Genomic DNA, 26,731 nt, shown 5'->3' with positions numbered 1-26,731 from the left:
CACATGAAAAGACTCGTTCTGGAGCCCGAGCACGAGGCGTTCCGCGAGACGGTCCGGCAGTTCATCGAACGTGAGCTGGTGCCCAACGCCGAGAAGTGGGAGAGTGACCGCATCGTCGACCGCTCGGCGTTCGTCGCCGCCGGCAAGTACGGCCTGATCGGTTTCAACATGCCCGAGCAATACGGCGGCGGGGGAGTCGACGACTTCCGGTTCAACGCCGTGATCGACGAGGAGATCGCCCGCTACGGGGGGCCGTCGCCGTCGCTGAGCTTGCAGAACGACGTTGTCGGCCCGTACTTCTCGTCACTGGCCAACGACGAACAGAAGGAGCGCTGGCTGCCGGGCATCATCAGCGGCGAATTGATTGTCGCTGTCGCGATGACCGAGCCTGGCGCTGGCAGCGACCTGGCCGGTATCCGCACCTCGGCCGTCCGCGATGGCGACGACTGGATCATCAACGGCGCCAAAACATTCATCTCCTCGGGTATCAACGCCGACCTGGTGGTGGTGGTGTGTCGTACCGACCCGGACGCCGGCCACAAGGGCTTCACGCTGCTGGTGGTCGAGGCGGGCATGGAGGGTTTCAGCCGCGGACGCAAGCTCGAGAAGATGGGATTGCACTACCAGGACACCGCCGAGCTGGCCTTCGAAAACGTGCGGGTGCCGTCGGCGAACCTGCTGGGCAAGGAGGGACGCGGCTTTTATCATCTGATGCACAACCTCCCGTCGGAGCGGCTGTCCATCGCCATCTCAGCGATCGCCGGTGCGCGCGAGACCTGGCGGCAGACATTGCAGTACGCCAAGGACCGCAAAGCCTTCGGCCAGCCGATCGGCAGTTTCCAGCACAACCGGTTCCTGTTGGCCGAGATGGACACCGAGCTCGAAATCGGCGAGCAGTACATCGACCGGTGCCTGCAGGCTGTGGTCGACGGTGAACTGACGGCGGTCGAGGCGTCGAAAGCCAAGTGGTGGTGCACCGAGACCGCGAAGAAGGTCATCGACGGCTGCGTGCAGTTGCACGGCGGATACGGCTATATGACGGAATACCGGGTTGCGCGTGACTACCTGGACAACCGCATCATGACGATCTTCGGCGGCACCACCGAGATCATGAAAGACATCATCGGCCGCGATCTCGGCTTGTGAACCCGTTGTCGTGAATGGCATCTCCGAGCGCGACGGCACTGTGCTGCGGATCCGGCTGGACCGGCCGGAGAAGCTCAACGCCGTCGACACACCGATGCTCGATGAGTTGTCGGCGCACATCCGCGGCGCCGGGTCGGATGACTCAGTTCGCGCGGTGCTGCTCACCGGCGCCGGCCGAGCGTTCTGTTCCGGTGGCGACCTCACCGGTGGTGATACCGCAGGCGCCGCCGAAGCCGCGAACCGGGTCGTGCGGGCGATCGTCGGGCTGCCCAAGCCCGTGGTTGCCGGCGTCAACGGCGCTGCAGTGGGCTTCGGATGCCCACTCGCGCTGGCCTGTGATCTGGTGGTGGCCGTACCCTCGGCATACTTTCAGTTGGCCTTCACCCGGGTCGGGTTGATGCCGGACGGCGGTGCGTCCGCGCTGCTGCCAGGGTTGATCGGGCGAGCACGCACGGCGCGCATGGCGATGACGGCTGAGAAAGTTTCCGCGGCAACGGCATTCGACTGGGGAATGATCTCCTATTTGACTGGCGAAGACGACTACCAGTCTGTGCTGGCCGACGTTCTGCGGTCGGTCTCCGGCGGTCCGACGTTGGCGTTTGGCTGGACCAAGCGCGCGTTGGCCGCAGCGACGCTCGGCGCACTCGAGCCGGTGCAAGCGATCGAAGCCGAGGGGCAGTTGGCGTTAATCGAATCTGCCGACTTCAAAGAAGGTGCGCGCGCCTTTCGGGAACGACGGCACCCCGAGTTTGGCGGACATTGATGCAAGGAGAACCGACGTGACGACCAAGAAGGTACGAGTCGACGGCTTGGACATCGAATACACCGACGGCGGAACGGGTCCGACGATCCTGTTCGTGCACGGCGTCTTTGTTACCGGCGCAGTGTGGAACGACGTCGTGGCTGAACTGGGGGACGGCTTCCGCTGCATCACCCCCACTTGGCCGCTGGGAGCCCACCGCACGGCCACCGACGGTGCCGACCTCGGCGCTGAGGCGGCCGCCCGTCGCATCGTCCACTTCATGGAAGTCCTCGATCTGACCGACGTCACTGTGGTGGCCAACGACACCGGCGGCGGCCTGGTGCTGGCGTCGCTAGGTGATCCAACGCTGGACACATCCCGGATCGCCCGCTTGGTGCTCACCAATTGCGACAGCTACGAACACTTTCCGCCTGGCTCGTTCGCGCAGATCGTCAAGCTGTGCCGTTTCAGCACCGCGCTGGGTGGTGCCGTTGTACGCATGCTGGCCAGCGGACCAGGGCAGGCATTCTTCCTCAAGGCGGTGTGCAAGCACCCCCCCGCTCCTGAGCGGCAGCGGGAGATCTTCGGAGCCTTTGGCACCAGTGCGGCGGCCCGCCGCGACGCCGTCACGGTGACCGCCTCATTGGACCCGGTTCTCACACTGCGCGCCGCGCCGGCGATCGAAGCTTTCGACCGACCCGTCACCTTGGCGTGGGGCACCGAGGATCAGCTGTTTCCCCTGGGTCACGCTCGACGACTACGCGACGCGTTCCCGCATGCCACGTTGATCGAGGTCCCCGACTGCTCAGCCTTTGTCATGATTGATGCGCCCCGGCAACTTGCAGCAGCGATCCGCAACGGATGACCGCCTGCAATGAACGTGCCGCCACGCTCACTCGGAGCGACGCAAGAGGTCGGCGAAATCGGTCAGTGCCTCAATCGCCGTCGTCACCGCGCCCCGGACCTCCATGGTCCGCGAAATGTGTGCACCGCCAAAGCCTTTCGGCGCGGCCAGCCCAGGGACGATGAAATGGCGAAAGCGACGCCGAACCTCGTCGACGGACCTATCGATCTCCTCGGCGGCGAGGTACGTCTGCTCCACCAGAAAGTCGACCATTTCGTCGGTGTCGATGTCGGTGCGTATCTGGCCGCTACGTTGGCCGTCGTCCAGCACCGGACCCATCACATCCATGGCAACCTGGTGCACCCGAGGGTCGTGCACGCTGGCTGCACCCCGGGCGATCAGAGCGGAAATCGACGGATCTGACGGTAATTCCTGAGCCGTATACACAAGAGCGGCTTCCAGTTTGGCGAAGACACCGGTCTTCGGAGCCATCAGCGCCTCTACCGCCGCTACGTGTCGGCGCGCTCGCAGCAGCGCGACCTGCACCAGCATCTCCGAGACGCTGCCGAGTTGGCGGAATGCGGTGGCTCGGGAGACGCCCGCATTCTTGGCGACCACGTCCATCTGCACGGCATTGATGCCGCAGGCGGTGATCTCTGCGTCCGCGGCGCGGATCAACCGATCCTTGACGCTGCCCTTGTCGTCGAGGGTCGTCACCAAAGGGGCGGCCTTAGGTGATGGCACCGGCGATCTTCAATTCGATGAGGCGCTCGTCGTCCACCCCGAGTTCGCGGAGGACGTCGTCGGTGTGTTCGGCGAACTGGGGGGCGCGTTGCAGTTCGGCAGGGTCGTCGTCGAACCGCACCGGATTTGTCACCAAGTGTTGCGGATTTCCCTCGACGTCAACGATGTGGGCGATCCGACCGTTGGCGGTCAGTCCTTCGTCGTGGGCCAATTCCCAGGCGTCCTGGACCGGTGCCCACTGTCCGGTGCCCCGGCTCAGTACCTCCTTGCACTCGGCGAAAGTCAGCTTTGCGATGGCGTCGTGGACGATGCCGTAGGCGAGATCAGCGTGCTCGGCCATCGCCTGCAGTGATTCGAACCGCGGGTCCTCGATGTATTGGTCCAGGCCCATCAGCCGGCAGAACTCCGGCCAGTACCGGGTGGGCTGCAGCATCGACAGCTGGACGAACCTCCCGTCTGAGGTGCGGTAGGCGCCGGTCAGAGGATTGCCCGGAGCTTGGGTGCGGCGCTCGATCTTCGGTAGCGGTCCGCCCATCAACATCGCCATGTTGACGCTGAACTGGGTAGCCCAAGCGCCGACCGCGAGCAGGGAGACGTCGAGCACCGAGGCCTCACCGGTGACGTGCCGGCCGTACAGTGCCGCTGCCACACCCCCGGCGATGGTGATGCCGCCGATGTTGTCGCCGTAGGCGCCTGCGGGCATGAACGCCGACTGATCGGCATCTGGTGGATTGAGTCCGTCGGCGCTGCCGCCGCGGGCCCAGAACGCTGTCGCGTCATAGGCGCCCGCGTCGCGGTCGGGTCCGTTCATGCCGAATCCGCTGCCCGCCACGTAGATGATGTCGGGGTTGACCTTTCGGACGTCGGCGACGTCGATGTGCAGCTTCGTCCGTGCTGAAGGAAGGTAGTTGGTGAGGAAGACGTCACTGCGGCGGATCAACTCGTCGAACTCTGGGCGCACGTCGGCGTTGTCCAGTGCCATTCCGACGCTGCGTTTTCCGCGATTGGGCGCTTCCATGATCGGCGCGAAAGTCGATCCTGGTTTGGTGGCCGCCGCGCCGAGCACCTTGACCAACCCCCGTTGTGCATCGCCGGTCACGGGATGCTCGATCTTGATAACCTCGGCACCCCAGTCGGCGAGTACGGCTCCGGCGGAGGGGACGTAGGTGAACTGCGCGACCTCAAGCACGCGAACTCCGTCGAGCGGCTTGCGCATCAGATGTCCCAGACCAGCGGAAGGCTCTCCAGTCCCAGCTGGCTGCCGCTTTCGAGCATCTGTGCGTCCGGAGCCACCCGGTAGTTAGGGATCCGCTTGTGCCATTCCTCCAGGGCAATTCTGAGTTCCTGACGGGCCAGGTGTGAGCCGAGGCATCGGTGCGGGCCAGCGCCGAACCCGATGTGGTTGTTCGGTTTACGGGTGATGTCCACCGACGTCGCGTCGGTGAAGGCGGCATCGTCGCGGGTCGCCGCGGCCAGCGGGATGTTCACCATGTCACCGGCCTTCATCGGGCAGCCCTGAATGTCGATGTCCCGCATAACCTTGCGGGCGGGGATCACGATCGCGTAGGCACGGACGAACTCCTCGACCGCGCTGGGGATGACGGCCGGCTCGTTCACGATCCTGTGCCGGTCGTCGTCGTTGCGGGCCAGATGAAGAAACATCCAGCCAAGAGTGACCGAGACGGTGTCCAAGCCCGCCATGAACATCAGCAGGCAGAAGGACAACAGATCCTGGTCGGTGACCGGCTCGCCGTCGATCTCGTAGGTCAGGGCCTTGCTGACGATGTCGTCGCGCGGTTCTTCGCGACGCTCGGCGATGACCGTTGTGAACCGGCCCATCACCGACATCATCGCGGTCATTTGCGTGCGCAGCTTCTCCTCGTCGCTACCGCCGGCGTGCAAGATGTCGTGTTCCCATGCAAGGAACTCGTCGAGTTCCTCGACAGGCAGTCCCATCATTTCCAGAAAGATCGTGGTGGGGAAGCGGGCGGCGAAGTCGGCCATGAAGTCGCAGGAGCCGCGACTGACGAGGCCGTCGATGAGGTCGATCGCGCGCTGGCGCACCGTGGACTCGAGCTTCTCGACTGCGCCAGGGGAGAACAGCGGACCTAGCTGGCGCCGCCACTGCCTGTGCTCCTCCCCGTCCAGCATCTCCGGTATCCACTTGATCGGTGGATTCGGATCCAGCGCGGTAACCACGCTGTTGGAGAAGGCCTCCGGGTTCTGCATGATCTGCAGGATTCCCTCGTAGTTGCAGACCGTCCAGAAGCCAGGCCCAAATTCGTTTCGGTACCAAGGAAACTGAGCGCGCAGCTCATCGTATTTAGCGAACCACGTTCCCTCGGGCTCAGTGGTGGTGTAGTCGAAGGTGACGACCGGCACCGTCGCCGCCTGCTCGCTCGTTGTCACGTTTCCTCCGAGGTCCTGCGATTATCGTCGATTGATGGCGCATTCCTGCGACTGGACGAGTCGAGAGTATCAGGCGCAGTGGTGCTGGGCGAGACCCAGGTCACAGCTGGCTCGACGTTGGGTCGGCCATCGGATCGGCACAGTCCAGAACGTCGCTGAGCCCGGTGCTGGATGTGTTTTCGTTGCGGTCGTGTCCCACAGGGCCAATTCGGCCGCCAATCATCCTCGGTCAGTCCTGTTTTGGCCTCGCTGGAGTGGCGAGCTCGCCGCCCAGTGAGGGCCGACGCCAACGGTTACATGGTCTACTTAGTAAGTCACGTTGCTACAAAACGACAGCAGTGCCGCTGGCGACGTGCGATGCCACGAGCGGTCGAGCTGCGACGGTCGCAATTGATCGGATGGCGACAGGGCGAGCCCGTCACCGGGTGGAGGAATCACAATGGGTTGGCCGATGAAAGACGTGCCGGAGGATGACTCGATCGATCCGGATGCGCCCTTCGCGAACCAGCCGAGTGAACGACCTGCTCGCGGGCCGGAAATGATGGACCGTCGCTACCGGTGCGACGCGGCGGCCTTCTCGGTCGGTTCTCGCGATGGCACTATCGGCCGGGTCGATTCCGTCCGCAGCAGCTGGGAAAAGTTGAAGAGACGGCAACCCCGCGAGTTGGCAATCCTCATCGACAGGGCCGCCGCTGTGCGGCTGTGGCTCGACAGAAACGGGTCGGAGCCGCGTGTCATCCTCGAAGATCTCGAAACGGGCGATTACGTGTCGCTGAACGCCGTCGAGTTGTCCGACCTGATCATTGACCGCCAAGAGCACGAGGAGTAGCGCACCCATTCGAACCGGCTCGGCGATCGAGCGTAATGAGGCCGAGCCAGTCGCGGACGCTGCATTCCCAAATGCGCAGTAGCGTAAGCGCATTGACGTACATGTCGTGCGTGCCGGTGGCGCGAGCCCAGTCGGCGCTGTGGTCCGGTCAACAGCTCGCGTTCGTCAGTCCAGATCCAACACCACCCGACAGCCAGCCAGAAAAGTCATCGTCGCCTCCTACCTGCGGACGGCTGGCGCCGACCTCGGTACCATCAATGCGCCGTCCACCCGCCGTCCACGGTCAGCACCTGCCCGGTCATGTATGTCGAGGCCCGCGACGCCAGATACAGGAGGGCTCCGTCGAGCTCGTCGGGTTCACCCATTCGTCCCATCGGGCACCCCGTGCGCAGATAGCGCCGGCTTGCTTCGTCCTCCATCATCGGAGCCGAGCTTTCGCTGGGGAAGAAGCCCGGCGCCAGAGCGTTGACCCGTATTCCATGTCGTGCCCATTGGCATGCGAGGTCACGGGTGAGGCTGACCAGGGCTCCCTTCGAGGAGCTGTACGAGGCGTCCGGGATCGGCCAGGCGGCGACGAGACCGAGGATCGAGGAGACGTTGATGATCGAGCCACTTCCCGTGGCGATCATCGGCACGGCGGCCAGCCTGGCGAGATGAAAGGCGCCGACCAGATTGACCTCCAAGGTGCGCCGGAAGGCATCGATAGGTTCCTCAACCGCTGGTTGGGGGGAGCCGAAGCCGGCATTGTTCACAACGATGTCGAGCCGGCCGTAGCGCTGCATCGTCTGCGGGACGATCTCCTCGACTGCGGAGTCGTCGGCTAGATCGGCGGTGACCGGGAGCACGCGATCGAGTTCGGCCGCGAGCGCGGCGAGTCGATCCGAGCGCCGGGCCACGGCGACGACCGAGGCACCCGCGGCGTGCAGCACACGGACGAACCGGTCGCCGAGCCCGCTGGACGCTCCGGTCACGACGGCAACCTGGCCGCTCAGATCGAAGAGCTCGCCGGGAGTCTGCAGAGACGTCACGCGGACCTCCATGTCGGGCATTGCCACCACTGCGACGCGTCCGGCAGCCGGACTCGGTGCCAGACGGGATTGATCTCGACGGATCGCACTTATCAAACCTAGTTGACCATATACTCAGCCACGTGGATGGCCTGTCGGGGAAAGAGGCGTTGGTTGTCTGGCGGGGGTCAGCGCATGACTGACTGGCGCGGCGCTCCGCTGGCGCGTACCTGGATCATCGCAGCGGCAGAGCTCGTCGGCGGACTCGTGCTGGCCCGCATCTTGGTCTGGACCGACCGCCCTGCGGGGCACCGCCATGAGCAGGGCATGGCACCGACGCACGGTATGGCGCCGATGTCAGACGTGCCGAAACCGTCTGCGCCACATCTGCATTGGACGTGGCCGGTGTTCACTGTCGGTGTGCTGGCCGTAGCCGCGTTCATCTGGTGGGTGTTGCGCCGACAAATCATCGTCACCGTGGTGGGCGCCGCCGCCGCCATTATTTGCATGGCGTCTCACCCAGTTCGTGTGCTCGCTGCGCAGTCGCATTTGGTCGGCATGATTGTTCTCGAGGTGCAGTTGGTTGCGGTCCCGCTCTGGATACTCACGGTCCTGCCGTCCGCCGCAGATACGGGGCGCACCGGTTGCCGCCGTGCTGGTTAGATCTTGTTGAGCGGGGGATCGGCGCTGGCTTACGCGGCACTGCTCATCGCGATCCACCTTCCGGGAGGACATCACCACGGAGGGGCAAGGAATGTCGTGCCGTTGTGGCTCGCCATTGGCGCATCGATGATCGGCATAGCGTATTGGTTTGTCGTGCTTCGGACAGCCGCAGTCCTTCCGTTGAAGATTCGTCGCATCTCGTTACTCGCAGCGCAAGAAATCGCCGCGCTCGTCGGGCTGCTGTCCGTATTCGGTGCGTGGGGCGGCCCGGGCGCCGCTGGCCCGCTGAAGATTTCGGTCGCCTGGGATCAAGCGCTCGGCGGGCTCGTCATGCTGGTGACGTGTGCAGCGGTGGCCATTCCGATCTCCCAGGCTCTGCACACCGAATCTCGATAGGTCAGAAGACAGTCTTCGTCGGGGCTTAACTCGCTGCAAAGTCCGCTACCTCCTGGGGATCCCAGATTCGATACCGGTGGTACATGCGGCGCCGTTGCGGATACGCCTTGCCAAGGACGCTGATCTGGGGGATTAGGCCGTGAACCAGCGCGTCGGGGCGAGACATACCTTCGCTGTCAGGTCCGACACCCCGCCTCGGCGGTGACGTTGCCGATCGTAGGTCCTCGCCGAGCCGGTTCTCGGCGATCAGCCGGCTGAGGATCTCAGTGAAGGTCCACGGGGTGTTGAGCACCCATGAGTGATAGGCCTTGGGCAGCGTCACCAACAACGCTCCACTAAGACGTGCCGCATCGACTGCGGACGCGAGAGGGACGATCTTGTCCTGCTCGCCGTGGAAGATGACGACCCGAGCCTTGGCCCTACATAGCGCTTTCAGCGCGTTCGCGCTGTCGTCAGCCCGGGCAACTGCTCTCGCCGCGGAGGCGAATGTCGCCGGATGGGCGGCCGTGTTGAAGAACAGTTTGCTCAGCGTGCGCATGTAGCGGACCTGATCGCGACGGCGTAACCCCACCCGGTCGACGATTGTGTCGCCGACCGCCGCGGCGAGCGCAGCGCCGGTTCGCATCGGTGATGCGATGCGCACCCGTGACGCGTCGAAGGCCGCGCCGATCGCGGGATCGATGAGGACTACCGCGAGCGCGCGTTCCGGATGTCTCGCGGCCAGTTCTGCGGCGGTGCGACCACCCATGCTGTGACCGACGAGAACGGCCCGCTCGATACCGAGACCTTCCAGAATCCGTTCCGTGACTGCGATTCGGTGGGCGAACGTGTGCTCGCCAATTCTGGGTGCGAACGTCTCCCCGTGCCCTGGCGCATCGATGGCGACTACCAGAAATCCCAGCTGGGGAAGCCGGCTGAGCAGCTTCATGTACACGCGCCGGTTCATCCCGATCCCGTGGAAGAAGACCAAGGGGACACCGTGGCCACCGACCGAAACTCCGACGCGCCGACCGTCACCGAGTTCAATGAGGTGATGTGCGAACCTGATACGGGAGCCCGGAGGCACCTGTGTCCGATTTGTGGCCGCCATCACCATTCGGGCACCTCAACTTGGTATATCACTCTCACTGTCGGTGCAGCCAGCGCTGTACTAGTCTCGGTCGAAGCCCGCCGATGCGGTCGGCTCATCTTCGTGTTATCTGGGATCCCGCGCAAGGCAACCCTTCTCGGTGGCTGTCGAAGCGAAGGCGCGACTCGCCTCAGAACCGTGGCGCGACAGGACGAAAAGGAGACGCCGGTGGTCAATGCGCTTCGCGACGCGCTGATTCGTCGACTCGTCACCAACGCCGCGACAATCGCAGGCGGGTTTCCCCGGGGTTTGGTGCTCATGCCGTGGCGGCAGTTACTGGACGGCCCAGATTTCGCCGGCTGCGGACCCCTAGAGTCGGCCAGTAACGCTACTTCAGCTCTTGATGGCACTTGGCGTGCTGCCAATACAGAGGCTCCTTTGTGGATGTGGTGGACGGACTCGCCGAGCACTAACTCTTGACCTTGTTGCGTTGTGCGACAGCAGCCTTCGTCTCGCGGCGGGCGGCGAGACCAGTGCGTTGGTCCGAACCTTGCGCTGGAGCGTTCAGCAGCTCCGACAGATGCCGATGCACGCCCTTGACGATTGTTTCCGGGTCCGGAATGAGGTCGGCCAGCGCGGTGAACCCGAAATCAAGGCTGTCGCCGTAGCTGAGGCAGTGGATGAATAGACCGATGCCTGCTCCCACCATGGTCCGTCCGTACATGTGAGTGATTTCGGCCCCTGCGATATAGAGCTTGTCCCTCGGCCCGGGAATGTTGGATACCACGAAGTTCGCGATGGGCGGGACGGCTTCGACGGCCGGAGAATTCACCAGCTGACCCAATGCCAGCCATGCGCCGGTTGGCAGTGCGTCGATCAGCTTCATCACCTGGCTGACGGTGCCGGTGGGTTTGCGGTTGGTGCGCGTCACTGTGGCCCCGGAGCTGGCGCGTGCCGGCTTACGTTTGGCTGTCAAAGCGGACACCGTGCGGATGCGTTCTACTGGGTCGGCGATGTCAGGTACCGGCACCATCATGAACGCGAAGTGGTTGCCGCTGGCGGATTCGGCGGCTTCATCGCGAACGTTCACCGGCCCAGCGATGCGCAACGGCTCGCCGGGCAACTCGTCGCGGTCCCGAAGATAGTCTGCAACGGCGGCGCTCGTGATCGACAGCACGACGTCGTTGAGCGTCACCCCGAACCGATCCTTGGCCCGCTTCACCTCCGACATCGACAGGGACGCGACGGCAAGCGAACGTTTGGGGCTAGACGTCAACCGGTTCAGCAAGTTTCGGGATGCGGCGGGGGAAGGGCCGGTGGGCGACTTCTTCTCCGGAGGCGATGCTTCGTCCACGTCGGGCTTGGCAGTGGTTCGGCCCGCCGAGGAGGCGCGGGACAGCAAACCCTTCAACAGCGGGATGGCGATGGGAACCGAGCGCTGAGCAAGCTTGACGGGTATGAGCATCTGATCCGGAACGGAACGGAGCAGCATCTCCACTTGAGACGGCACCCGCTCCCCGTTGACTCTGTAGGCTGCCAGGTCAGGGTCCATCGGCAGGGGTGCCCTATCGAATAGCTCACTCAGCATCTCGGTGCCACCGACGCCGTCGATCGCGGCGTGATGCAGTCGGAGCAGGATTGCTGCTGACCCGTCGGCAAGTCCGTCGACGTAGTACATCTGCCAGAGCGGACGGGTTCGGTCCAGTGGTTCATCGGCGAGGGATACGGCCAACTCGCACAACGCCGACAGATCGTACGGGGCGGGGGCGCCGAGGTGTTTGAGGTGGCGGTCGATGGTGAAATTCGGATCGACGATCCAGTGTTCGTGGCCGGCGCCGAAGGGTGCGGACACCGCACGACGGGCGAACACCGGGATCTTGGGCAGTCGCGCCGCCATCTCGGCGCGAAACCTGGCGAAATCGTGCCCGTCGGGTGCGGTAGACGGGTCCAGCATCAGGATGCCGAACATGTCCATCGGCAACCTCGCTGTCTCGACATTGATGAACATCCGGTCGAGCCCATTCATCTGCTTCACGGTGAAATCCCTTCCTTTGCAGCCGCGCTGGCCTGGGTTGCCCGTGCCACCAGATGCGCGGGCAGGCGCGCTTGGTCACCGATGCGGGCCAGTAGCGTGCTGTGTTCCGCCATATCCAGAATCAGCTGCCGGCGAGCAGCCGCTGTGGGCCCTTCTTCCGTCCTGCCCTCCAAAACGAGCTGCTCGATATCGCGGACGACGCGGTCTACTTCGTCTGCGTAGGTGCGCCGCAACAGGATTGCGCGCAGTGGACCTACATGTTCGGTTGAACCGGGAGATACCCGCCAGGGCAACGTGACAGTCCTTTTGCCCAAGGAGACCACGCCGTGGGCGGCGCGAGCCATGTCCTCGAGGGCGGCCCTGCTCGACCACGCGCAGGTGAACCCCCACTCGTCGTGGAGTCGGGTGGTGTCGACGATCGGCATGTACAGCAGGCCACCGATCTCGCCGGGCGCCAGCTCGCTGACTCCGAGCTTCCAGGCCGCGCTGATTGCCGTTCGAAGGGCCCGCTCAGGGACCCGGATGAGCGGCCGGTCGATGATGTGTGCGATCTCGCGCATGGTGAGAGTGCCTGTGCCGGTGATGTTGACCGCACCGGTATGGGTGTGCGACACCGCCTCTGCGGTGAAACGCGCAACGTCGTCGGTGTGCACGAACTGTTGGTGACGGTCTGGGTCGGGAACCGGCAATGCCGGACTGGAGAAAAACCGGAAGATGGTGTTGTCGACGTCGCGTCCGGCGATGATGCCCGCACGCACTATCACCGCGTCTACCCCGCTGCGGTCGATCAGGTCCTCGGCCCGCTTTTTTGTGCGCTGCGTAGAAGTGCTCGCGAGGCGGTCGCCGCTCGTCGGTCTCGGTCAGCGTCGGTGGATGACCGGGCACGGCTCCGTACGCGAGCACTGACGATGAGAACACCAGCCGTTGACAGCCCGTTGCGGCCATCGCGTCCAACACATTCTGGGTCCCGCCGAGATTGATCTCCTCGGTAGCGGCCTCGGTCCTGAGTGGAGCGACGACCCACGCCAAATGCGCGACTGCGTCACATCCAGACACCGCGTCGGTCACCGCACGGGCGTCACGGACGTCGCCGGCCGTGAAGGCGACACCGTCAACAAGAGTCTGCGGCCGGTTGCGAGCCATGGCGGTGACGTCATGGCCTGCGGTGACCAGGCGCCGACACACGGCACGGCCGAACGGTCCCGTCGCCCCGGTCACCAGAACTTTCATCTAACGCACCCTCCGAATTCCGGCAGTGCTCAGCGCCGCCTTGTTGCCGGTCGGGTCCGGCCGCACCACGATCGGGGCGCCGATCGGTTCGCCGTCGATGAGCAGGTCGAGAAGGTCCTGGTCGCCCTCACCGGGGTTGGCCAGGAAGCGGCGGTCGTCCGCATCGACGCGGCCGACGACGATGCCGGCGGGACCCGATTTGGTGTAGCGAACCGTGTATGTCTCGATGCGAGCGTCTCCCTCCGGGGCCTGTGCCACCTCGGCGACGGGCCGAGCTTGCAGCTCTGACTGGAGGGCGGCACTTCGGTCGGCTCGCCAAGTACGAGGAGTCGTCGAGTAGATGCCGACCGAATACTTCGACAAGGTCCCGCCATTGGCGCCGACCAGCCCGTGCGAGCCCGGGCGTTCGCGCATCGCACGGACCGTCTCGGCGATGGCGTGCATCGAATAGTTATTGCCTGCGCCGCCGAAGTAGGGCAGCCCACCAGTCAGAGTCAATCCCCGAGGATCATCAGCCGAAAGACCGAGTCCCTCAAGCACATTGGACACGGCGATCGGGAAGCAGCTGTACAGGTCAAACGTAGCTATCCCGTCCACGTCGATGTCGGCGACACGCAGTGCTTCCAGCGTTGCCGCCACGGCCGATGGTGCCCGACTCAAATCAGGTCGCTCCAGCAGAACTCGTTCGCGTAGGTCTGCGTGTCCATGCAGGAACACCCAACGATCCTCAGGCACACCGAGTTCGGTGGCGGCGCTCACCGTCATTACGAGCACTGCGGCACTCTGGTTCACCTGGTCGCGGGCCACCATCAACCGCGGGTACGGGTCGGCGATCAAGCGGTTGGACGGGGTGATCGTGGCCACCTCGGTGACACTGCGTTCGACCGGCGACGCCGCGAACGGGTTTCTGGCGGCGACGGTGCTGAGCGGAGCGAACAGCTGAGCCATCTGTTGGCGGTACTGCTCGCGAGTCAACCCCAGCCGCGCCCGGCGGGCATTCTCCAGCAGTGCGTACTGCGACGCCGCGTCGACCAGCCCGTGGGCGACGAATTCCGCGCCGCTCATGCCTTCCAGTCCGTATCCGCGGTCGTTCAATTGTCCGTCGACGACTTCGGAGAAATCGGGCTTGTCGTCAGCGGACGCCAGATGACGGACAGTGGAGATGGCTTCAGACCCCAACAACAGAACGACGTTTCGCTCGCCGGCGGCGATGGCTGCCGACATTTCGTTGACGAGGTGCTGGGGGCTCTGGCCGCCCACCACCTCCAGGATGGCGTCGGCGGGACTCGCCCCGATGCGTCGCGCGACGGACCGCGGGTAGTTCGTGGCCTTCCCCAACGGCGCCGTCGCCCACGGGGTGGAGATTTCGAACTGGCGCACTCCGGCGATTGTGTCGATCCGGCGAGCAGCAGCGGTCGCGTCGGCACCGCAGTCGCGAAGTGCGGCACGCGCGGCCTCGCTGGCCAGCTCGACCGCCGACAATCCCCGGTAGTCGGGATCATCGATCCGCTCGCTGAATTGACCGACACCTACGATCACCGGTGTGTGGGGATCGATGGAATCGCTCATCCCGTTGTCCCTTCGGACAATTCGAGGACGCCCTCCCGAGCAAGCTGATCTATCTCGGTGTCACTGAGTTTCAGCACGGCATGGCACACCGATCGGGTGTCTTGTGCCATGGTTGGTGCCGGGTTCAATAGCGGTGGCGCGATCGAATCGAAGAGCGCGATGCCGGTCTCGACAGTGAGCGGCTCGTCCCAACCAGGCTGCCGCAGTTGGCCCAGCGCGTGTCGATGCGCAAGCTGCGGATCGTCGAGCAGGTCCTTGACGTGCACAGCCGCGCCGGCCGCGACGCCGACAGCCTGCAGTTGTGCGGCGGCATCCCGGGGATCGAGCGGCAACGCCCACTGCCCGACGGCTCGATCGAGCTCCTCGCGGTGAGCCAGCCTGCCGTCGGCTGAGCGCAGGTCGTCGCGACGGGCGAGATCGTCTCTACCGATGGCCGCGGCCAGATTGATCCAATCGGCATCGCCGTCGACCCCCACGACGCAGTAGGCGTCCTCACCGTCGCAGCGATATACCCCGGACGGCGCGTCGAACTCACCGACGTTGCCCCGGGCGGTCATCGTGCCTGGCTGCAGCGATTCGCGCAGATAGTCGGTGCACAACTGGACGAAAACCGTCTCCATCTGCGCCACGGTGATTTTCGTGCCCTTGCCGCTGCGTCGGCGGGCCACCAGGGCGGCGATGATGGCTGCCACAGCGACCCGTGCCGCGGCGTGATCGGGGTAGACGGTCATGTCGTCGCCGAACCCTTCGGGTGCATCCGGGTGCCGCCACAGGGTGGTCAGCCCAACTGCCGCCCGCACCAGCGGGCCGTAACCCATACGCTTGCTCCACGGTCCGCTGCTGCCGAACGCACTGCTTTCAACCACTACGATGGCGGGATTCAGCTCGCGCAGAGTGTCGTCGTCGAATCCCAGAGACTCCATCGTGCCGGGCTTGAAGTTCGTCAACAGCACATCCGACTTGGCGATCAGGCCCCGCATCAGTTCGGCACCACGCGGATCCCGCAGATTCAGGCCCAAGCTCAGCTTATTTCGGTTACCCACTGAGAAGGCATGGCTAACCCGTTCCGGGGTGTCGGCCTGACGCGCCCCATCCATGAACGCCCGGTTCTCGACCTTGATGACCTCGGCCCCCTGGTCGGCGAGCAAGCGTCCCGTTTCGGCGCCTACCACAATCACCCCGAGGTCCAGGACGCGAAGCCCTTCCAGCGGGCGCAGGCTGGCCGCAGGCGAAGGTGAACTCGCAGATCCAGCCGGCACACCGCCACCGACACCGCTGAGCACTTCGTCGGTGTGCTCACCCAAAGTGGGTGCCCGAAAACGGAATCCAGCGCGTTCGCCACCGAATTCCAGGTAACCGTTGGCCATCCGACCGACGAGCCCGGGTGCGACTTCGGCATCGACGAACGCCCTGCGGCTCGTGGCATGATCGCTGGTTGCGGCTTCGGCGGGCGTGTTCACACTTGCGATGGGGATACCGAGTTCGCTTGCCCGCGCGACGATGTGATCGCGAGTCTTGTCGGCGAACAGGTCGGCGATCACTTTGCGGAGTGTGTCCCAGGACGTGAACCGGGTGATGAGTTGCTCGAACGACGGGTCCGCGAACTCCTGGGGCTCTCCAAGCCAGATGAACATCGCCCGCCAATGCTTGGGCGCAAGCATGCACAGCCGTACGTGGCCGTCGGCGCACGCGAAGATCGGGTAGAGCATTCGCGCGTCCGGTCGCCCCGGTGGAAGCTCGGAGATCGGGCGGCCCATGGTGGCGGTGCCGGCCATCCCAAAGCCCGGGTCGAGCCCTTGCACGGCCATGTCGTGCAGGGCGCAGTCGACGTAGTCGCCGAGGCCGGACTCGAGCGCGCGATAATAGGCGATCAGCGCGGCGTACGCCGCCTGCACGGCGCCGGCCTCGGTGGCGAAATCGCCCGGCGGCAATAGGGGCTCGCGATCCGGAGCGCCGGATCGGGTCAAGGCGGACGACATCGCCATCTGCACTGCCTCAGTGCCTCGCCAGTCGCGGTAGGGGCCGGTCTGCCCGAAGGCGGTAATCGACACCACGACGAGTGCGCGGTTGCGCTCTCGCATGACACTGGGCCCCACGCCAAGGCCGTCCAGCGTTCCGGGAGGCAGGGATTCCACGACTATGTCGGCGCGATCCACGAGCGACAGCAGGGCGGCGCGACCCCGGTCGGTTCTCAAGTCGAGGACTACGCCCCGTTTGTTGGCATGTGCGGTGAGAAAAGGAAGTCCGAGACGGTCATGTTGCGGGTGTGCACGTCGTGACGCGAGTCCCTCAGGCGGCTCGACGAGCACCACGTCAGCGCCCAGCTCGGCCAGCAGCCGTGTCGACGAGGCGGCGACACCATCCGTCAGGTCGATGACCCGCGTCCCACTCAGGGGCAACTCGTGCCTCGGACCATCACCCGATGGTGTCGACATCGTCGTCCGTCCCCATGTCGTTGCGCCTCTTTCGGTCTGCGGTCGGAATTTGTCGAACATCTTGACCCGATAGTAGACCTCGACATTGCTTACCTAGTAACCTATGTTGGCACTAGGCGGCGCGGCCAGCAGGACAGAGGTGAACGGGTGCAGAAGCCGATGACCGGTGTGCGCGTCCTCGAGGTCGCGCAATTCACCTTTGTGCCTTCTGCGGGAGCGGTCCTTGCCGACTGGGGCGCCGACGTCATCAAGATCGAGAATCCGGTCACAGGAGACGCGCAACGGGGACTCGTCACCGTCGCCGGCCGCTCCGCCGCCACACCGGGAGTCTCGTTCTCACCCACGGTCGAGGCCCCCAACCGTGGCAAGCGCAGTGTCGGACTGTCTCTGGCGTTGAAACAGACACGGCCAGTGTTCGAAGAGCTCGTCCGGCGCAGCGACGTCTTTCTGACCAACCTGTTGCCGCAGGCGCGGGCGAAGCTACGGATCGACCTCGATGAGGTACGGCGTATCAATCCGGCGATCGTTTACGTGGCGGGCAGCGGATTCGGGAGCGAAGGGCCTGACCGTGAGACGCGCGCGCGCGACGCAACGGCGTTCTGGGCGCGGGCCGGCAACGCTGATGGGGTCACGCCGACGGGATCCGAGGTGCCGACGGGCATGCCGGCGGGTGCCTTCGGCGACAACATCGGCGGCATCACCATCGCCGGCGCCGTCGCCGCTGCCCTCTACGGCAGGCAGACGACCGGGCAGACGTCCGTCATCGACGTATCGCTGCTGGCGGTCGGGGCGTGGGCCAACCAGTCCAGCGTCAACCTCGCGATGCTCTACGGCTGCCCGCTGCCAAAGATCGACCAGCGGACCCAAACCCTGGGCAACCCGCTCACCGGCGCCTACCGATGCTCGGACGACCGCTTCATCCAGCTTTCGATGCTCCAGCCCAGTCGGTACTGGGCATCCGTCTGTCGACTCTTCGGACTCGACGCAGCCGCCGCGGACGAGCGATTCGCTTCGCTCGAGTCGTTGGCGACCCACGCCGATGACGCCGCCGCGCTGCTCGCAGACGCGATCGGATCGCGGACCTTCGACGAGTGCACGCGACTGCTGAGCCTTCTCAAGGGCCAGTGGTCTGCGGTGCAGGACGCCTGGGAGGTCGCCCACGACGAGTCGTTGATCGCCAACGGCCGCATCGCCGACCTTCGGGATGCCCAGGGCAATCAGCAACGGCTCGTGGCGAACCCGGTGAAGTTCGATGAGGCGGCGGCCCACCTGACCCGGGCGCCGATGTTCGCCGAGCACACCGATGAGGTGCTGCGGGAACTCGGCATGAACGATCACGACTTGATCGAACTGAAGATCGAGGGCGCCATCACCTGAGCGCTGGTCAGCCCAACACTATCGACGGTGGTGGCGTGAATCCCGGGTTCGCCAACGCCGTTGCCATACCGCTGCCGATGGGTCCTTTGTCGTCGAATAGCGTCGCCACGCCGGTGGCGACCCCTGCGTGGCTGTAGTGCGTCATCGACGCCAACCCGATGTAGACGCCTTGCGGCAAGCGACTGAGCGTGACGGTGTAGTCGGCGTTAATGAACTGCAAGCCTTCAGTGCCCCAGTGGGTTAACGAACTGGTGACGTCCCCGGCCATGACGGCGCGGGTGAAGGGCGACAGTGGCTCGTCGTCGACGAGCAGCTTGGTCTCCCGCAGCCAGACGAACTTCTGCCCATGGTGTCGCCATTCGGTGACTCCGACACCAGGACTGCCCGCGACCGGGTCCCGGCCGAACGAATGCAGCACCATGGGGACATCGTCGGCCAACGCGTCGGGTTCCGCCGGTACTGAGGGCATGCTGATCGGCGACGTCCACACCGTGTCCACGGCATGCTCGCTGCGGCGAAGGAACAACGCACTGGCGCGGGCCACCACAACGTCGTTCTGAGTCATGACCGCGTCGACCGCGCGAAGTCGCCGGCCCTCGCGCACCACCGACGAGTGCATCTGCAGGGGCTGCAGCGCCACCGGCCTCAGCAGATCCACCGTCAGCCGGGCGGGCTGCATGTCGGCGTCGTCGACTTCTTGCTCGACCGCTCGCGCCAGCAACCCGCCGATGTAGTTACCGCTGATTGACGGACCCCAGGGTCCTTGCGTCAATCGGGTTGGTACGTAAGCGTTTCCGTCGGTGACGAAGAAGCAGGTCGGCGCGGCGTGGGCCGGCTTCGCTGATGAGTCCTCCACTTGATCCCTACCCCCGTAACCGGCATCGCTCGATAAGTATCTGCGCCACACGTTCCGGATCGCTGAACATCAATTCGTGGCAGGCATCAACGGGGATGACGGTGTCCACCCCGCCCAGGGCGGCGATGCTTGCATGCTGCGATGCCACGGACAGGGCCCGGTCGCGGGTGGTCAGTATCCAGGTGCGTGGGACGTCGGCGGGTAGTCCGCTACGGTCCACCGGCTCACCGGGTATCCGCGCCGACTCGGCATGCAACTTCGACATCGCCAATCGGCGCTGCGCGGGGGTCATGCCGTTGCAGAACGCCCAGCGTGCCGCCGGCGTTGGAAGCTTCATGGGTCTGCCGATACGGGCGGCGCGCCGAGCGAAGAGCGCTAGCGGCCCACCGAGTGTGTCCGCGATGGCCGAGCCCTGAGGCGGAACGAATGCCGTTGCCAGAATCATCTCCCGGACTCTGGAGGAACCGAGCTTAGCGACGACGCCGGGGACCGTTACCCCCGCCATCGAGTGGCCCACGATCACGATGTCACCTAGCCGCGCTTCCTCGATGTCGGCGATGACGGAGTCCACCCACTCGGAGATCGTCACGGTCGCGAGGTCACCTGGCTTGTTGCCGTGCCCGGGCAGATCCACCGCGAGAGTGCGCAATCCCGGTTCTCGACGGTGTATTTCGGCGACGACGAGATCCCAACAGTCGCCGGCGTGCTCGCCGCCATGGACGAGCACCAGGTCGGGCAGAGTCATGGTCGGACCCTCATCAGTCGATCAACCGGGAGCTCAACGTGTCGATGTCGGCGCGGAAGTCGGTGTAGCTCCTGCTGGCCGGCTCGATGGTGATCCACGTGACGCCCGCCTCGGCGTAGGCATCCAGCCGGGGCCGCACCGCGGCACAAAACCCGGTGCAGTCACCGCTGGCCAGCAGGTCTGCTTCGAACGGGACGAAGGCAACGTCGGCAGCGTCGCGGCCGGACTCCGCGCGCTGCTTGTTCACTCTCGCGACCCACTCGCCAAGCGTCTCGATGTCTTCCAGGGGCCGGGAGCGGGTGATCGCAGCCATCTCGCCCGAAGCGGCCATCGGCATCCAGCCGTCGGCGACCTCGATGACCCGGCGCTGCGCGGCCGCGCCGTTTCCGCCGATCCAGATCGGCGGACCGCCCGTCGTCAGCGGCGGTGGCAGCGCGACATGTCCGCTGACCCCGAACTCCGGCCCGTCGTGGTCGACCCCCGCCCAGGTCGCCCTCCAGGCGGCGATTGCCTCGTCGAGCAGCGCGCCGCGCCGGTCGAAGTCGGCTCCCAACGCCTGGAATTCGGCCTTGAGATAGCCGGCTCCCGTGCCTAATGTGAACCGACCACCTGAGAGCAGATCGAAGCTCGCTGCGGCCTTTGCCGTCAGGTAGGGGTTGCGATAACCCGACACCAGGATGTAGGTCATCAATCGGATGCGGGTGGTGGCGGCCGCCGCGAAACTCAGCGACACGAACGGATCGAAAGCGTGGTGGCCGCCGCGAGCCAACCACTCCCGATCGGGATATGGGTGTTCGGACATCGAAAAGCCGTCGAAGCCTGCGTCTTCCACCAATTGTGCGACATCGCCGATGCCCACGCCCTCGCACCACCTGTTCCAGTGCTTGACGGCCCGCATCGGGAACATCAGGTTGTAGCGCACTTCGGCCCCTTTCAGCTCCATTGTCGCAGCGACTATTTCACCAGTGATCGCGCGATGACTTCGCGCTGCACTTCGGTGGCGCCTTCCCCGAGCCGCTTGACCCGAAGGTCGCGAAACCATCTTTCCAGCGGCAGTTCGGTGGAGATTCCCAGGGCGCCGTGAGTCTGGATGCAGCGGTCCAGAACTCGGTAGGCTGCCTCGGTGGCGAACATCTTGGCCGCCGAGGCGTCTACTCGAACGTCGCGGCCGAGGTCGGCGTTCCAGGCGGCCTGGTAGATCAGCAGCCGGGCGGCCCGCAGGTCTACCTCACTGTCCGCAAGCATCCACTTGACGCCCTGCTTATCAGCAAGTCTGCCGCCGAAGACATCCCGGTCCTTGGCCCATTGGCAGGTCATGTCCAATGCGCTCTGCGCGATGCCGATCGGGCCGGCCCCGTACACGATGCGGCCGTGTACCAGGAACTCGTTCGCCAGCGAAAGACCCTGACCCTCATCACCGATCAGTCGGTCCGCGGGTACCCGCGCATTATCGAAGTGCAACTCATACGGGGCAAACGATGCCATCACAGGGATGCGGCTGAACGTGACGCCCGGGGTGTCCTTCTCGAGAATGAATGCCGAGATACCCTGGCCCCCCTCACCGGTGCGGGCGTACACCACACCCCAATCGGCATCAGGGGCGTGCGAAATCCACATCTTCGAACCGTTGAGCACGTAGCCGTCGCCGTCACGCACCGCCTTGAGTTTGATCGCCCGCGCCGGATCCGACCCACCTGAAGCCTCGGTGATCGCGGTGTACGCCTTGGACATGGTGCCGTCGATGATGGGCCTGGCGTATCTGTCGAACTGCTCCGCAGACGCCTTGAACATGATGTTGGGCGGGTTGCCGCCGAACGCACCGAGGGCCGGAAAGAAGGCTCCCATACGGCATTTCGCGGCTTCTTCGGCGACCACGACTTGGCCGAGCACGCTGAGCCCGGCGCCGCCGTACTCGGCCGGCGTCTGCAGCGCCCACAGTCCGAGCTCCCTGGCTTTCGCCTGAAACTCCACCAGCTGTTCGCGAGGTAACCCGACCGCGTCGTGTTCCAGCTTCTCTTCGAGTGGATGCACCTGCGCAGCCATGAACCGCCGCACTGTGTCGCGCAGCATCACCAATTCTTCGGGCAGCTGCCACGCGCCAGAAGGCTCTTGGGCCATTAGACCCGTGCCGCAGCGGCAGCCCGCAGGTCCCGCGCGCTCTGCAGCTGCGGCTCGTGATTCGCCTCGTATCGCTCGATCCAGTCGGGTGGCAGTTTGCCCCACGCTTCACCGATCCGCAGCCGCTGCGCGGAGCTGAACACCTCCGCGGCCACGACGTCGCCGACGAAGATGGTGTTCTCATCATTGTCCAACGATCCGGTGATGCGGCACTCCACGTAGCTGTGGGCATCGAGCAGGATCGGCGCGCCAGTCACACCCGGCTTGGTGCGCAGCTTCGACATCTTGTCGCCATCGCGGCCCGAACTGCCGCCAAGTGTCATCAGGATTTCCATGGACTTGTCGATCTCGTCGGGACCGGCCGACAGCATATGCATCACGAAAATGCCCGAGTTGACCAGCATGTCGTGGGTCTTGTTGTATTTGGTCAGGCTGACCGTAGCGCGTGGCAGTTCGGGCACGATGCTAGCCGAGCCGGCCGACAGCGACATCAGGCCATTCAAGAATGGGGGGTCAACGCTGTCGTCAATCGTGGTTACTGCCACCGGAAATGGCCGTAGTCCGGCCAGTACCTTGTCGGCGGCCGCGAAGTCTAACGTCATGTCTTTCGCCCCTTTTGTCGTTTCAGCCGAGCGTGAACGGGTCGCGGGTCTCCCCGGACAGCTCGACCCACACCGCCTTTGTCTCGGTGAAGTCCTTGACGGCGTCGATGCCGTTCTCCCGCCCGATGCCGCTGTAGCCTATGCCGCCGAACGGAACGTGCGGCGCGACGACGCGGTACGCATTGATCCACACCGTGCCCGCGCGCAACTTGGCGGCCACCCGGTGCGCGCGGTGAACGTCCTTGCTCCACACCGCGGCGGCCAATCCGAACTCGGTGCTGTTGGCCGCGGCGACGGCCTCGTCCTCGTCGGCGAAGGTCATCACCGCCAGTACGGGTCCGAAGATCTCCTCAGCGACGGCACGCATCGAGGGGTTGACGCCGGTCAGCACGGTCGGCTTGACGAAGTAGCCGCCGAGGTCACCTGCCGGCTCGCCGCCGTAGGCGATCGTGGCTCCCTGTTCACGTGCGGAAGCGAAGTGCGACAGCACCTTCTCGTACTGCGGCTGGTTGGACACCGGGCCCATCTCGGTCGTCGGGTCCTTCGGGTCTCCCAGTTTGATGGTCGCCGCCCTGGCGACGATCTTGTCCACCAGAGCGTCGGCGACGCTGTGATCGACCAACAGGCGCGAGCCCGCCAGACACGTCTGGCCGGTGGCGGCGAAGACGCCGGCGATCACCCCGTTGGCCGCGGCGTCGAGGTCGGCATCGGCGAACACCACCTGCGCCGACTTGCCACCGAGTTCGAGTGAGAACCGGGTCATGTTCTCGATCGCGGCCTTACCGACCTCGATGCCGGTGGCCGTCGAGCCGGTGAACGCGATCTTGTCGACACCGGGGTGCGACGCCAGCGCAGCACCGGTCTCCGGACCCCAGCCGGTGACGACATTGATGACACCTGGCGGAAAGCCCGCCTCGGCGAACAGCTTTGCGAACGCGAGAGTCGACGTCGGGGTGTGGTTGCTGGGCTTGACGACGAACGTGCAGCCTGCGGCCAGGCCGGCGGCGAGTTTCCACGTCAACAGGAGCAGCGGTGAGTTCCAGGGCGTGATCGCGCCGACCACACCGACGGGCTCATGGCGCGTGTAGACGAGGTAGTTGGGTTTGTCGACCGGTATGACATCTCCTTGCAGCTTGTCCGCCAGCCCGCTGTAGTAGCGGTAGTAATCTGGCAAAGACCGCATCTGGCCGACCATCTCGCGAACCAGCTTGCCGCCGTCGCGCACCTCGAGTTCGGCGAGCTGCTCGGCCTCGCGCGCGATGATCTCACCGAGTCGCCCCAGCAGCTTGCCACGGGCGGTCGCGGTGAGCGCACCCCACGGTCCGTTCAGCGCGGCACGAGCGGCGGCCACGGCGCGATCCACATCGGCAGCCCCGCCGTCGGGCACCCGTGCCCAGGGCCTTCCAGTGAAGGGGTCAACGCTGTCGTAGGTCAATCCCGATGCGGCGGACGATGATTCGCCCCCGATCAGTAGATCGAACTGGACCAACGTCTCGGTCGCGGTGTCAGTCATGCGTCCTCATCGAGTTCGCGGCTTCTTCTTGTTGTTCAACGAGTCCGGGCTGGCTCCGGCATTGCCAAGGTCGGTGAAGAACTTGCCGTGTCGGGCGGCGACGCTGGGCGTCAAATCACGGGCCTCCCACATCGCGCGAACGGTGCCTTGAACACCATTTGGTCTGCGCCCGGCGATTTCGCCGGCGAGCTCGAATGCCCGGGTGCGTAGTTGGTCGTCGGGGACCACTTCAGTCACGAGCCCGATTCGCAGTGCGGTCTGCGCCGACATCCGCTCCTCGCTGCCGAGCAGCGCCCAGCGCATCACCTCGCCGTAGGGCACGCCGAGGGCCAGCATGCCCATCGGCTCCAGTGCCGAGACGATGCCCGCATTGGCATGTGGGTCAAAGAAGGTTGCCGTCTCGCTGCAGATCGAGAAGTCACACTCGTTGACGAAGTACATGGCACCGCCGGCCACGATGCCGTGCAGTGCCGCGATCACCGGCTTCCACACCTTGTGTGCCTTCGGCCCCAGTAGCTCCCCCGGATCCTCCTGGTTGAAGATCGGTTGGTGCTTCCACCAGGTGCCCTCGGTCACGTCGATGCCGGTGCAGAACGCGCGTTCCCCGTTTGCGCACAGCACCGCGACCCGGATGTCCTCGTCGTCGCGCACCCGTGCCCACACCGTGGCCAGCTCGGCGGCCATCTGTTCGGTGAAGCTGTTCAGCTTCGCAGGCCGGTTGAGTGCCACGGTGGCGACGTGGTCCGTCACCGAAAATTCGATGGTGGCCAGGTCGGTCTGCTCGATCACGGGCGCTCCTCGGTCGATGCGGTCGATACCGGCATCTTCGCATCCGCCTCGGCGACGTGGTTCACCTGGTTAGCGATCTCGCGTTTGAGGATCTTGCCTGCAGGGCCCAACGGGAACTCGCGCCGGAACACGAACCGGCGCGGCTGCTTGTAACCGGCCAGTTCCGCGCGACACAGCGCAGCCAGCTCGACGCTCAGAGTGTCCTCATCGTTGACGTGGGCCTTGGGAATCACGGCGGCCACCGGCGTCTCGCCCCACTCAGGGTCAGGCACCCCGACCACCGCCACCATGTCTACGTCGCGATGCTGAGCGAGCACCCGCTCGATCTCCGCCGGATAGACATTGAACCCGCCGGAGATGATGAGATCGGTTTTGCGACCGGTGATATGGAGGTAGCCTTCCTCGTCGAGGTAGCCCAAGTCACCGCTGCGCAACCCGTCGGGTCGGAACGTCTCGGCGGTCTGCTCGGGCCGGTTCCAGTAGCCAATCGCGTTGGCGGGGCTGACGATCACGATTTCGCCGACGTCGCCGGGTGGGGCATCGTTGCCGTCGACATCGACCACCCGGATCACGCACATCGGCGTTTCCCGCCCGCATGAGGTCGCAATCGAGGTTTTGCCGGCGACGATGTCGCGGTGATCCTCGGGCGTGAGAATCGTTGCTTGTCCGCCGCATTCGGTGAGTCCGTAGCGCTGCTGCAGGTCGCAACCGAGCAGGTCCATGGCCTTGCGTGCCAGGCCCGGCGGAACCGGCGCGGAACCGTAGGAGATGCGCCGCAGGCTCGACACGTCCCGCGGTGGTCCGTCTTCCAGGATCGCCAGCGTGCGGTGCAGCATCGTCGGGATGAACGTCGTGAACGTGATGGCGCTGCGTTCGATCTCGTCGATCACGGCCTGCGGGTCGAATCTCTGATGGATCACCATGGTCTGACCGAGGTAAAGCCATGACACCGTGCGGACCATGCCGCCCGCCGTGAAGAAAGGGGTGGTGGCAAGCATGACGTCCGAGCGGTTGGCCTCGGTCACCAGGTTTGTGTCCGCCGCCTGGTAGAGCAGGGCGCGGTGGGTGTGCATCACGCCCTTGGCTCGACCGGTCGTGCCGCTGGTGTACAGGATGAACGCGACGTCATCCGGCGTGACGTCGCGGTGCCCGTCGCCGGGCTGCGCCTGCGCCAGCGCCGTCTCGTAGTCGGTGACCAACTCGTTCGTGCCGAGCGTTGACCGCGCACCCACGCTCAATATCAGTGCCAGCTCCGTCAATTCGCCCAGGAACTTGTCCACGTGGTCGGCGTGGATGATGACAGCTCGTGCGCCGGAGTCGTCGCGGACGTGGGCGACTTCGTCGGGAGCCAGCCTGATATTCACCGGCACCGTGATCAACCCCGCTTTGGCCAGACCGAACGAGATCTCCGGCCATTCAAGGCAATTGCGGGCGATCACCATCACCCGATCGCCCGGTACCAACCCGCGGCCGATCAGGAAGGCGGCGAGCCGCCGGGCCCGCTCGTCGACCTGCGACCAGGTAAGCGCCCGGTCGGCGTCGACCAGCGCACGCTTGTCGGGGTAGCGGCGGCCGTTATTGGTTGCGATGTCACCGATGAGCATCAGATGAGA

At 65.1% G+C, this 26,731-nt stretch carries 24 protein-coding genes and 1 pseudogene; 7 read left to right on the top strand and 18 right to left on the bottom strand.

The window, feature by feature from the left end:
- The first annotated feature begins 3 nt into the window (after positions 1–3).
- The 3 genes from AC5Y5O_RS20275 to AC5Y5O_RS20265 are packed head-to-tail and all read left to right on the top strand — an operon-like array spanning position 4 to position 2,753.
- Positions 4–1,146 (top strand): acyl-CoA dehydrogenase family protein, encoded by a 1,143-nt coding sequence (locus AC5Y5O_RS20275; RefSeq protein WP_036473762.1) that lies wholly within the window; start codon positions 4–6, stop codon positions 1,144–1,146.
- A gap of 10 nt (positions 1,147–1,156) precedes the next feature.
- Positions 1,157–1,909, top strand: coding sequence for an enoyl-CoA hydratase-related protein (locus AC5Y5O_RS20270; RefSeq protein WP_036473763.1), 753 nt, complete (start codon positions 1,157–1,159; stop codon positions 1,907–1,909).
- Positions 1,910–1,955: 46 nt separating this feature from the next.
- The gene (locus AC5Y5O_RS20265; protein WP_084163691.1) at positions 1,956–2,753 is read left to right on the top strand and encodes an alpha/beta fold hydrolase; all 798 of its coding nucleotides are present in this window, start codon (positions 1,956–1,958) and stop codon (positions 2,751–2,753) included.
- Between the two features lie 27 nt (positions 2,754–2,780).
- Here the strand turns inward: AC5Y5O_RS20265 and AC5Y5O_RS20260 are convergent, their stop codons facing one another.
- The 3 genes from AC5Y5O_RS20260 to AC5Y5O_RS20250 are packed head-to-tail and all read right to left on the bottom strand — an operon-like array spanning position 2,781 to position 5,885.
- Positions 2,781–3,449, bottom strand: coding sequence for a TetR/AcrR family transcriptional regulator (locus AC5Y5O_RS20260; protein WP_232232253.1), 669 nt, complete (start codon positions 3,447–3,449; stop codon positions 2,781–2,783).
- A 13-nt stretch (positions 3,450–3,462) separates the two neighbouring features.
- Entirely contained in the window at positions 3,463–4,692 is a 1,230-nt protein-coding gene (locus AC5Y5O_RS20255) for a CaiB/BaiF CoA transferase family protein (RefSeq protein ID WP_036473769.1), read from the bottom strand.
- Positions 4,692–5,885, bottom strand: coding sequence for a cytochrome P450 (locus tag AC5Y5O_RS20250; protein WP_036473771.1), 1,194 nt, complete (start codon positions 5,883–5,885; stop codon positions 4,692–4,694). Before AC5Y5O_RS20250 ends, AC5Y5O_RS20255 begins: the two co-directional genes overlap by 1 nt.
- Positions 5,886–6,324: 439 nt before the next feature.
- On the opposite strand from AC5Y5O_RS20250, the gene AC5Y5O_RS20245 reads away from it, so the two are divergent.
- The gene (locus AC5Y5O_RS20245; protein ID WP_133160897.1) at positions 6,325–6,714 is read left to right on the top strand and encodes a hypothetical protein; all 390 of its coding nucleotides are present in this window, start codon (positions 6,325–6,327) and stop codon (positions 6,712–6,714) included.
- A gap of 254 nt (positions 6,715–6,968) precedes the next feature.
- On the opposite strand, the gene AC5Y5O_RS20240 is transcribed toward AC5Y5O_RS20245, so the two are convergent.
- Complete coding sequence (locus tag AC5Y5O_RS20240; RefSeq protein ID WP_330981754.1) at positions 6,969–7,742, bottom strand: SDR family NAD(P)-dependent oxidoreductase; 774 nt, start codon at positions 7,740–7,742, stop codon at positions 6,969–6,971.
- Positions 7,743–7,916: 174 nt separating this feature from the next.
- Here AC5Y5O_RS20240 and AC5Y5O_RS20235 point away from each other — a divergent pair, with 174 nt between their 5' ends.
- Both AC5Y5O_RS20235 and AC5Y5O_RS20230 read left to right on the top strand, forming a co-directional pair.
- Positions 7,917–8,384 (top strand): hypothetical protein, encoded by a 468-nt coding sequence (locus AC5Y5O_RS20235; RefSeq protein WP_036473775.1) that lies wholly within the window; start codon positions 7,917–7,919, stop codon positions 8,382–8,384.
- Positions 8,385–8,480: 96 nt separating this feature from the next.
- Positions 8,481–8,780 carry a hypothetical protein gene (locus tag AC5Y5O_RS20230; RefSeq protein ID WP_036473777.1) on the top strand — a complete coding sequence of 100 codons (300 nt, stop codon included), beginning with the start codon at positions 8,481–8,483 and terminating at the stop codon, positions 8,778–8,780.
- A gap of 25 nt (positions 8,781–8,805) precedes the next feature.
- Here the strand turns inward: AC5Y5O_RS20230 and AC5Y5O_RS20225 are convergent, their stop codons facing one another.
- From AC5Y5O_RS20225 to AC5Y5O_RS20200, 6 genes and pseudogenes are all read right to left on the bottom strand, one after another.
- Positions 8,806–9,708 carry an alpha/beta fold hydrolase gene (locus AC5Y5O_RS20225; RefSeq protein ID WP_232232267.1) on the bottom strand — a complete coding sequence of 301 codons (903 nt, stop codon included), beginning with the start codon at positions 9,706–9,708 and terminating at the stop codon, positions 8,806–8,808.
- A 610-nt stretch (positions 9,709–10,318) separates the two neighbouring features.
- On the bottom strand, positions 10,319–11,875 hold the full coding sequence (locus AC5Y5O_RS20220; protein ID WP_232232268.1) for a wax ester/triacylglycerol synthase family O-acyltransferase: 1,557 nt from the start codon (positions 11,873–11,875) through the stop codon (positions 10,319–10,321).
- 5 nt (positions 11,876–11,880) lie between these two features.
- Positions 11,881–12,648 (bottom strand): hypothetical protein, encoded by a 768-nt coding sequence (locus tag AC5Y5O_RS20215; RefSeq protein WP_232232254.1) that lies wholly within the window; start codon positions 12,646–12,648, stop codon positions 11,881–11,883.
- 46 nt (positions 12,649–12,694) lie between these two features.
- Positions 12,695–13,114: pseudogene (locus AC5Y5O_RS20210) on the bottom strand (NAD-dependent epimerase/dehydratase family protein); the annotation flags it as partial.
- Positions 13,115–14,683 (bottom strand): acetyl-CoA acetyltransferase, encoded by a 1,569-nt coding sequence (locus AC5Y5O_RS20205; RefSeq protein ID WP_036473782.1) that lies wholly within the window; start codon positions 14,681–14,683, stop codon positions 13,115–13,117. It lies immediately after the preceding pseudogene.
- Positions 14,680–17,118, bottom strand: a complete 2,439-nt coding sequence (locus AC5Y5O_RS20200; RefSeq protein WP_036473784.1) for a CaiB/BaiF CoA transferase family protein — start codon at positions 17,116–17,118, stop codon at positions 14,680–14,682. Before AC5Y5O_RS20200 ends, AC5Y5O_RS20205 begins: the two co-directional genes overlap by 4 nt.
- Positions 17,119–17,265: 147 nt before the next feature.
- Here AC5Y5O_RS20200 and AC5Y5O_RS20195 point away from each other — a divergent pair, with 147 nt between their 5' ends.
- Complete coding sequence (locus AC5Y5O_RS20195) at positions 17,266–18,495, top strand: CaiB/BaiF CoA transferase family protein (protein WP_036473786.1); 1,230 nt, start codon at positions 17,266–17,268, stop codon at positions 18,493–18,495.
- Between the two features lie 7 nt (positions 18,496–18,502).
- Here the strand turns inward: AC5Y5O_RS20195 and AC5Y5O_RS20190 are convergent, their stop codons facing one another.
- From AC5Y5O_RS20190 to AC5Y5O_RS20155, 8 genes are read right to left on the bottom strand one after another with little or no spacing between them, the layout of a single operon-like run.
- On the bottom strand, positions 18,503–19,351 hold the full coding sequence (locus AC5Y5O_RS20190; RefSeq protein WP_036473788.1) for a thioesterase family protein: 849 nt from the start codon (positions 19,349–19,351) through the stop codon (positions 18,503–18,505).
- A 7-nt stretch (positions 19,352–19,358) separates the two neighbouring features.
- Positions 19,359–20,096, bottom strand: coding sequence for an alpha/beta fold hydrolase (locus AC5Y5O_RS20185; RefSeq protein WP_036473789.1), 738 nt, complete (start codon positions 20,094–20,096; stop codon positions 19,359–19,361).
- A 13-nt stretch (positions 20,097–20,109) separates the two neighbouring features.
- Positions 20,110–21,039 carry an LLM class F420-dependent oxidoreductase gene (locus tag AC5Y5O_RS20180; protein WP_084163676.1) on the bottom strand — a complete coding sequence of 310 codons (930 nt, stop codon included), beginning with the start codon at positions 21,037–21,039 and terminating at the stop codon, positions 20,110–20,112.
- A gap of 11 nt (positions 21,040–21,050) precedes the next feature.
- Entirely contained in the window at positions 21,051–22,214 is a 1,164-nt protein-coding gene (locus AC5Y5O_RS20175; RefSeq protein WP_036473791.1) for an acyl-CoA dehydrogenase family protein, read from the bottom strand.
- The gene (locus tag AC5Y5O_RS20170) at positions 22,214–22,816 is read right to left on the bottom strand and encodes a flavin reductase family protein (protein WP_036473793.1); all 603 of its coding nucleotides are present in this window, start codon (positions 22,814–22,816) and stop codon (positions 22,214–22,216) included. The genes AC5Y5O_RS20175 and AC5Y5O_RS20170 overlap by 1 nt, the downstream gene beginning before the upstream one ends.
- Before the next feature lie 22 nt (positions 22,817–22,838).
- On the bottom strand, positions 22,839–24,329 hold the full coding sequence (locus tag AC5Y5O_RS20165; RefSeq protein WP_036473795.1) for an aldehyde dehydrogenase: 1,491 nt from the start codon (positions 24,327–24,329) through the stop codon (positions 22,839–22,841).
- A 6-nt stretch (positions 24,330–24,335) separates the two neighbouring features.
- On the bottom strand, positions 24,336–25,118 hold the full coding sequence (locus AC5Y5O_RS20160) for an enoyl-CoA hydratase/isomerase family protein (protein ID WP_036473797.1): 783 nt from the start codon (positions 25,116–25,118) through the stop codon (positions 24,336–24,338).
- Complete coding sequence (locus AC5Y5O_RS20155; RefSeq protein ID WP_096290770.1) at positions 25,115–26,722, bottom strand: class I adenylate-forming enzyme family protein; 1,608 nt, start codon at positions 26,720–26,722, stop codon at positions 25,115–25,117. Before AC5Y5O_RS20155 ends, AC5Y5O_RS20160 begins: the two co-directional genes overlap by 4 nt.
- Between the last annotated feature and the right edge of the window lie 9 nt (positions 26,723–26,731).

The organism is Mycobacterium sp. NGS40 (genome assembly GCF_059812735.1).
This window is presented reverse-complemented; position numbering and strand designations above follow the sequence as displayed.

Coding starts and splice junctions, on each gene's coding strand:
- AC5Y5O_RS20275 (WP_036473762.1), top strand. CDS start 4: ATGAAAAGACTCGTTCTGGAGCCCGAGCACGAGGCGTTCCGCGAGACG.
- AC5Y5O_RS20255 (WP_036473769.1), bottom strand. CDS start 4,692: ATGCGCAAGCCGCTCGACGGAGTTCGCGTGCTTGAGGTCGCGCAGTTC.
- AC5Y5O_RS20245 (WP_133160897.1), top strand. CDS start 6,325: ATGGGTTGGCCGATGAAAGACGTGCCGGAGGATGACTCGATCGATCCG.
- AC5Y5O_RS20235 (WP_036473775.1), top strand. CDS start 7,917: ATGACTGACTGGCGCGGCGCTCCGCTGGCGCGTACCTGGATCATCGCA.
- AC5Y5O_RS20225 (WP_232232267.1), bottom strand. CDS start 9,708: ATGAAGCTGCTCAGCCGGCTTCCCCAGCTGGGATTTCTGGTAGTCGCC.
- AC5Y5O_RS20220 (WP_232232268.1), bottom strand. CDS start 11,875: ATGAATGGGCTCGACCGGATGTTCATCAATGTCGAGACAGCGAGGTTG.
- AC5Y5O_RS20205 (WP_036473782.1), bottom strand. CDS start 14,683: ATGAGCGATTCCATCGATCCCCACACACCGGTGATCGTAGGTGTCGGT.
- AC5Y5O_RS20200 (WP_036473784.1), bottom strand. CDS start 17,118: ATGTCGACACCATCGGGTGATGGTCCGAGGCACGAGTTGCCCCTGAGT.
- AC5Y5O_RS20185 (WP_036473789.1), bottom strand. CDS start 20,096: ATGACTCTGCCCGACCTGGTGCTCGTCCATGGCGGCGAGCACGCCGGC.
- AC5Y5O_RS20180 (WP_084163676.1), bottom strand. CDS start 21,039: ATGGAGCTGAAAGGGGCCGAAGTGCGCTACAACCTGATGTTCCCGATG.
- AC5Y5O_RS20175 (WP_036473791.1), bottom strand. CDS start 22,214: ATGGCCCAAGAGCCTTCTGGCGCGTGGCAGCTGCCCGAAGAATTGGTG.
- AC5Y5O_RS20170 (WP_036473793.1), bottom strand. CDS start 22,816: ATGACGTTAGACTTCGCGGCCGCCGACAAGGTACTGGCCGGACTACGG.
- AC5Y5O_RS20165 (WP_036473795.1), bottom strand. CDS start 24,329: ATGACTGACACCGCGACCGAGACGTTGGTCCAGTTCGATCTACTGATC.
- AC5Y5O_RS20155 (WP_096290770.1), bottom strand. CDS start 26,722: ATGCTCATCGGTGACATCGCAACCAATAACGGCCGCCGCTACCCCGAC.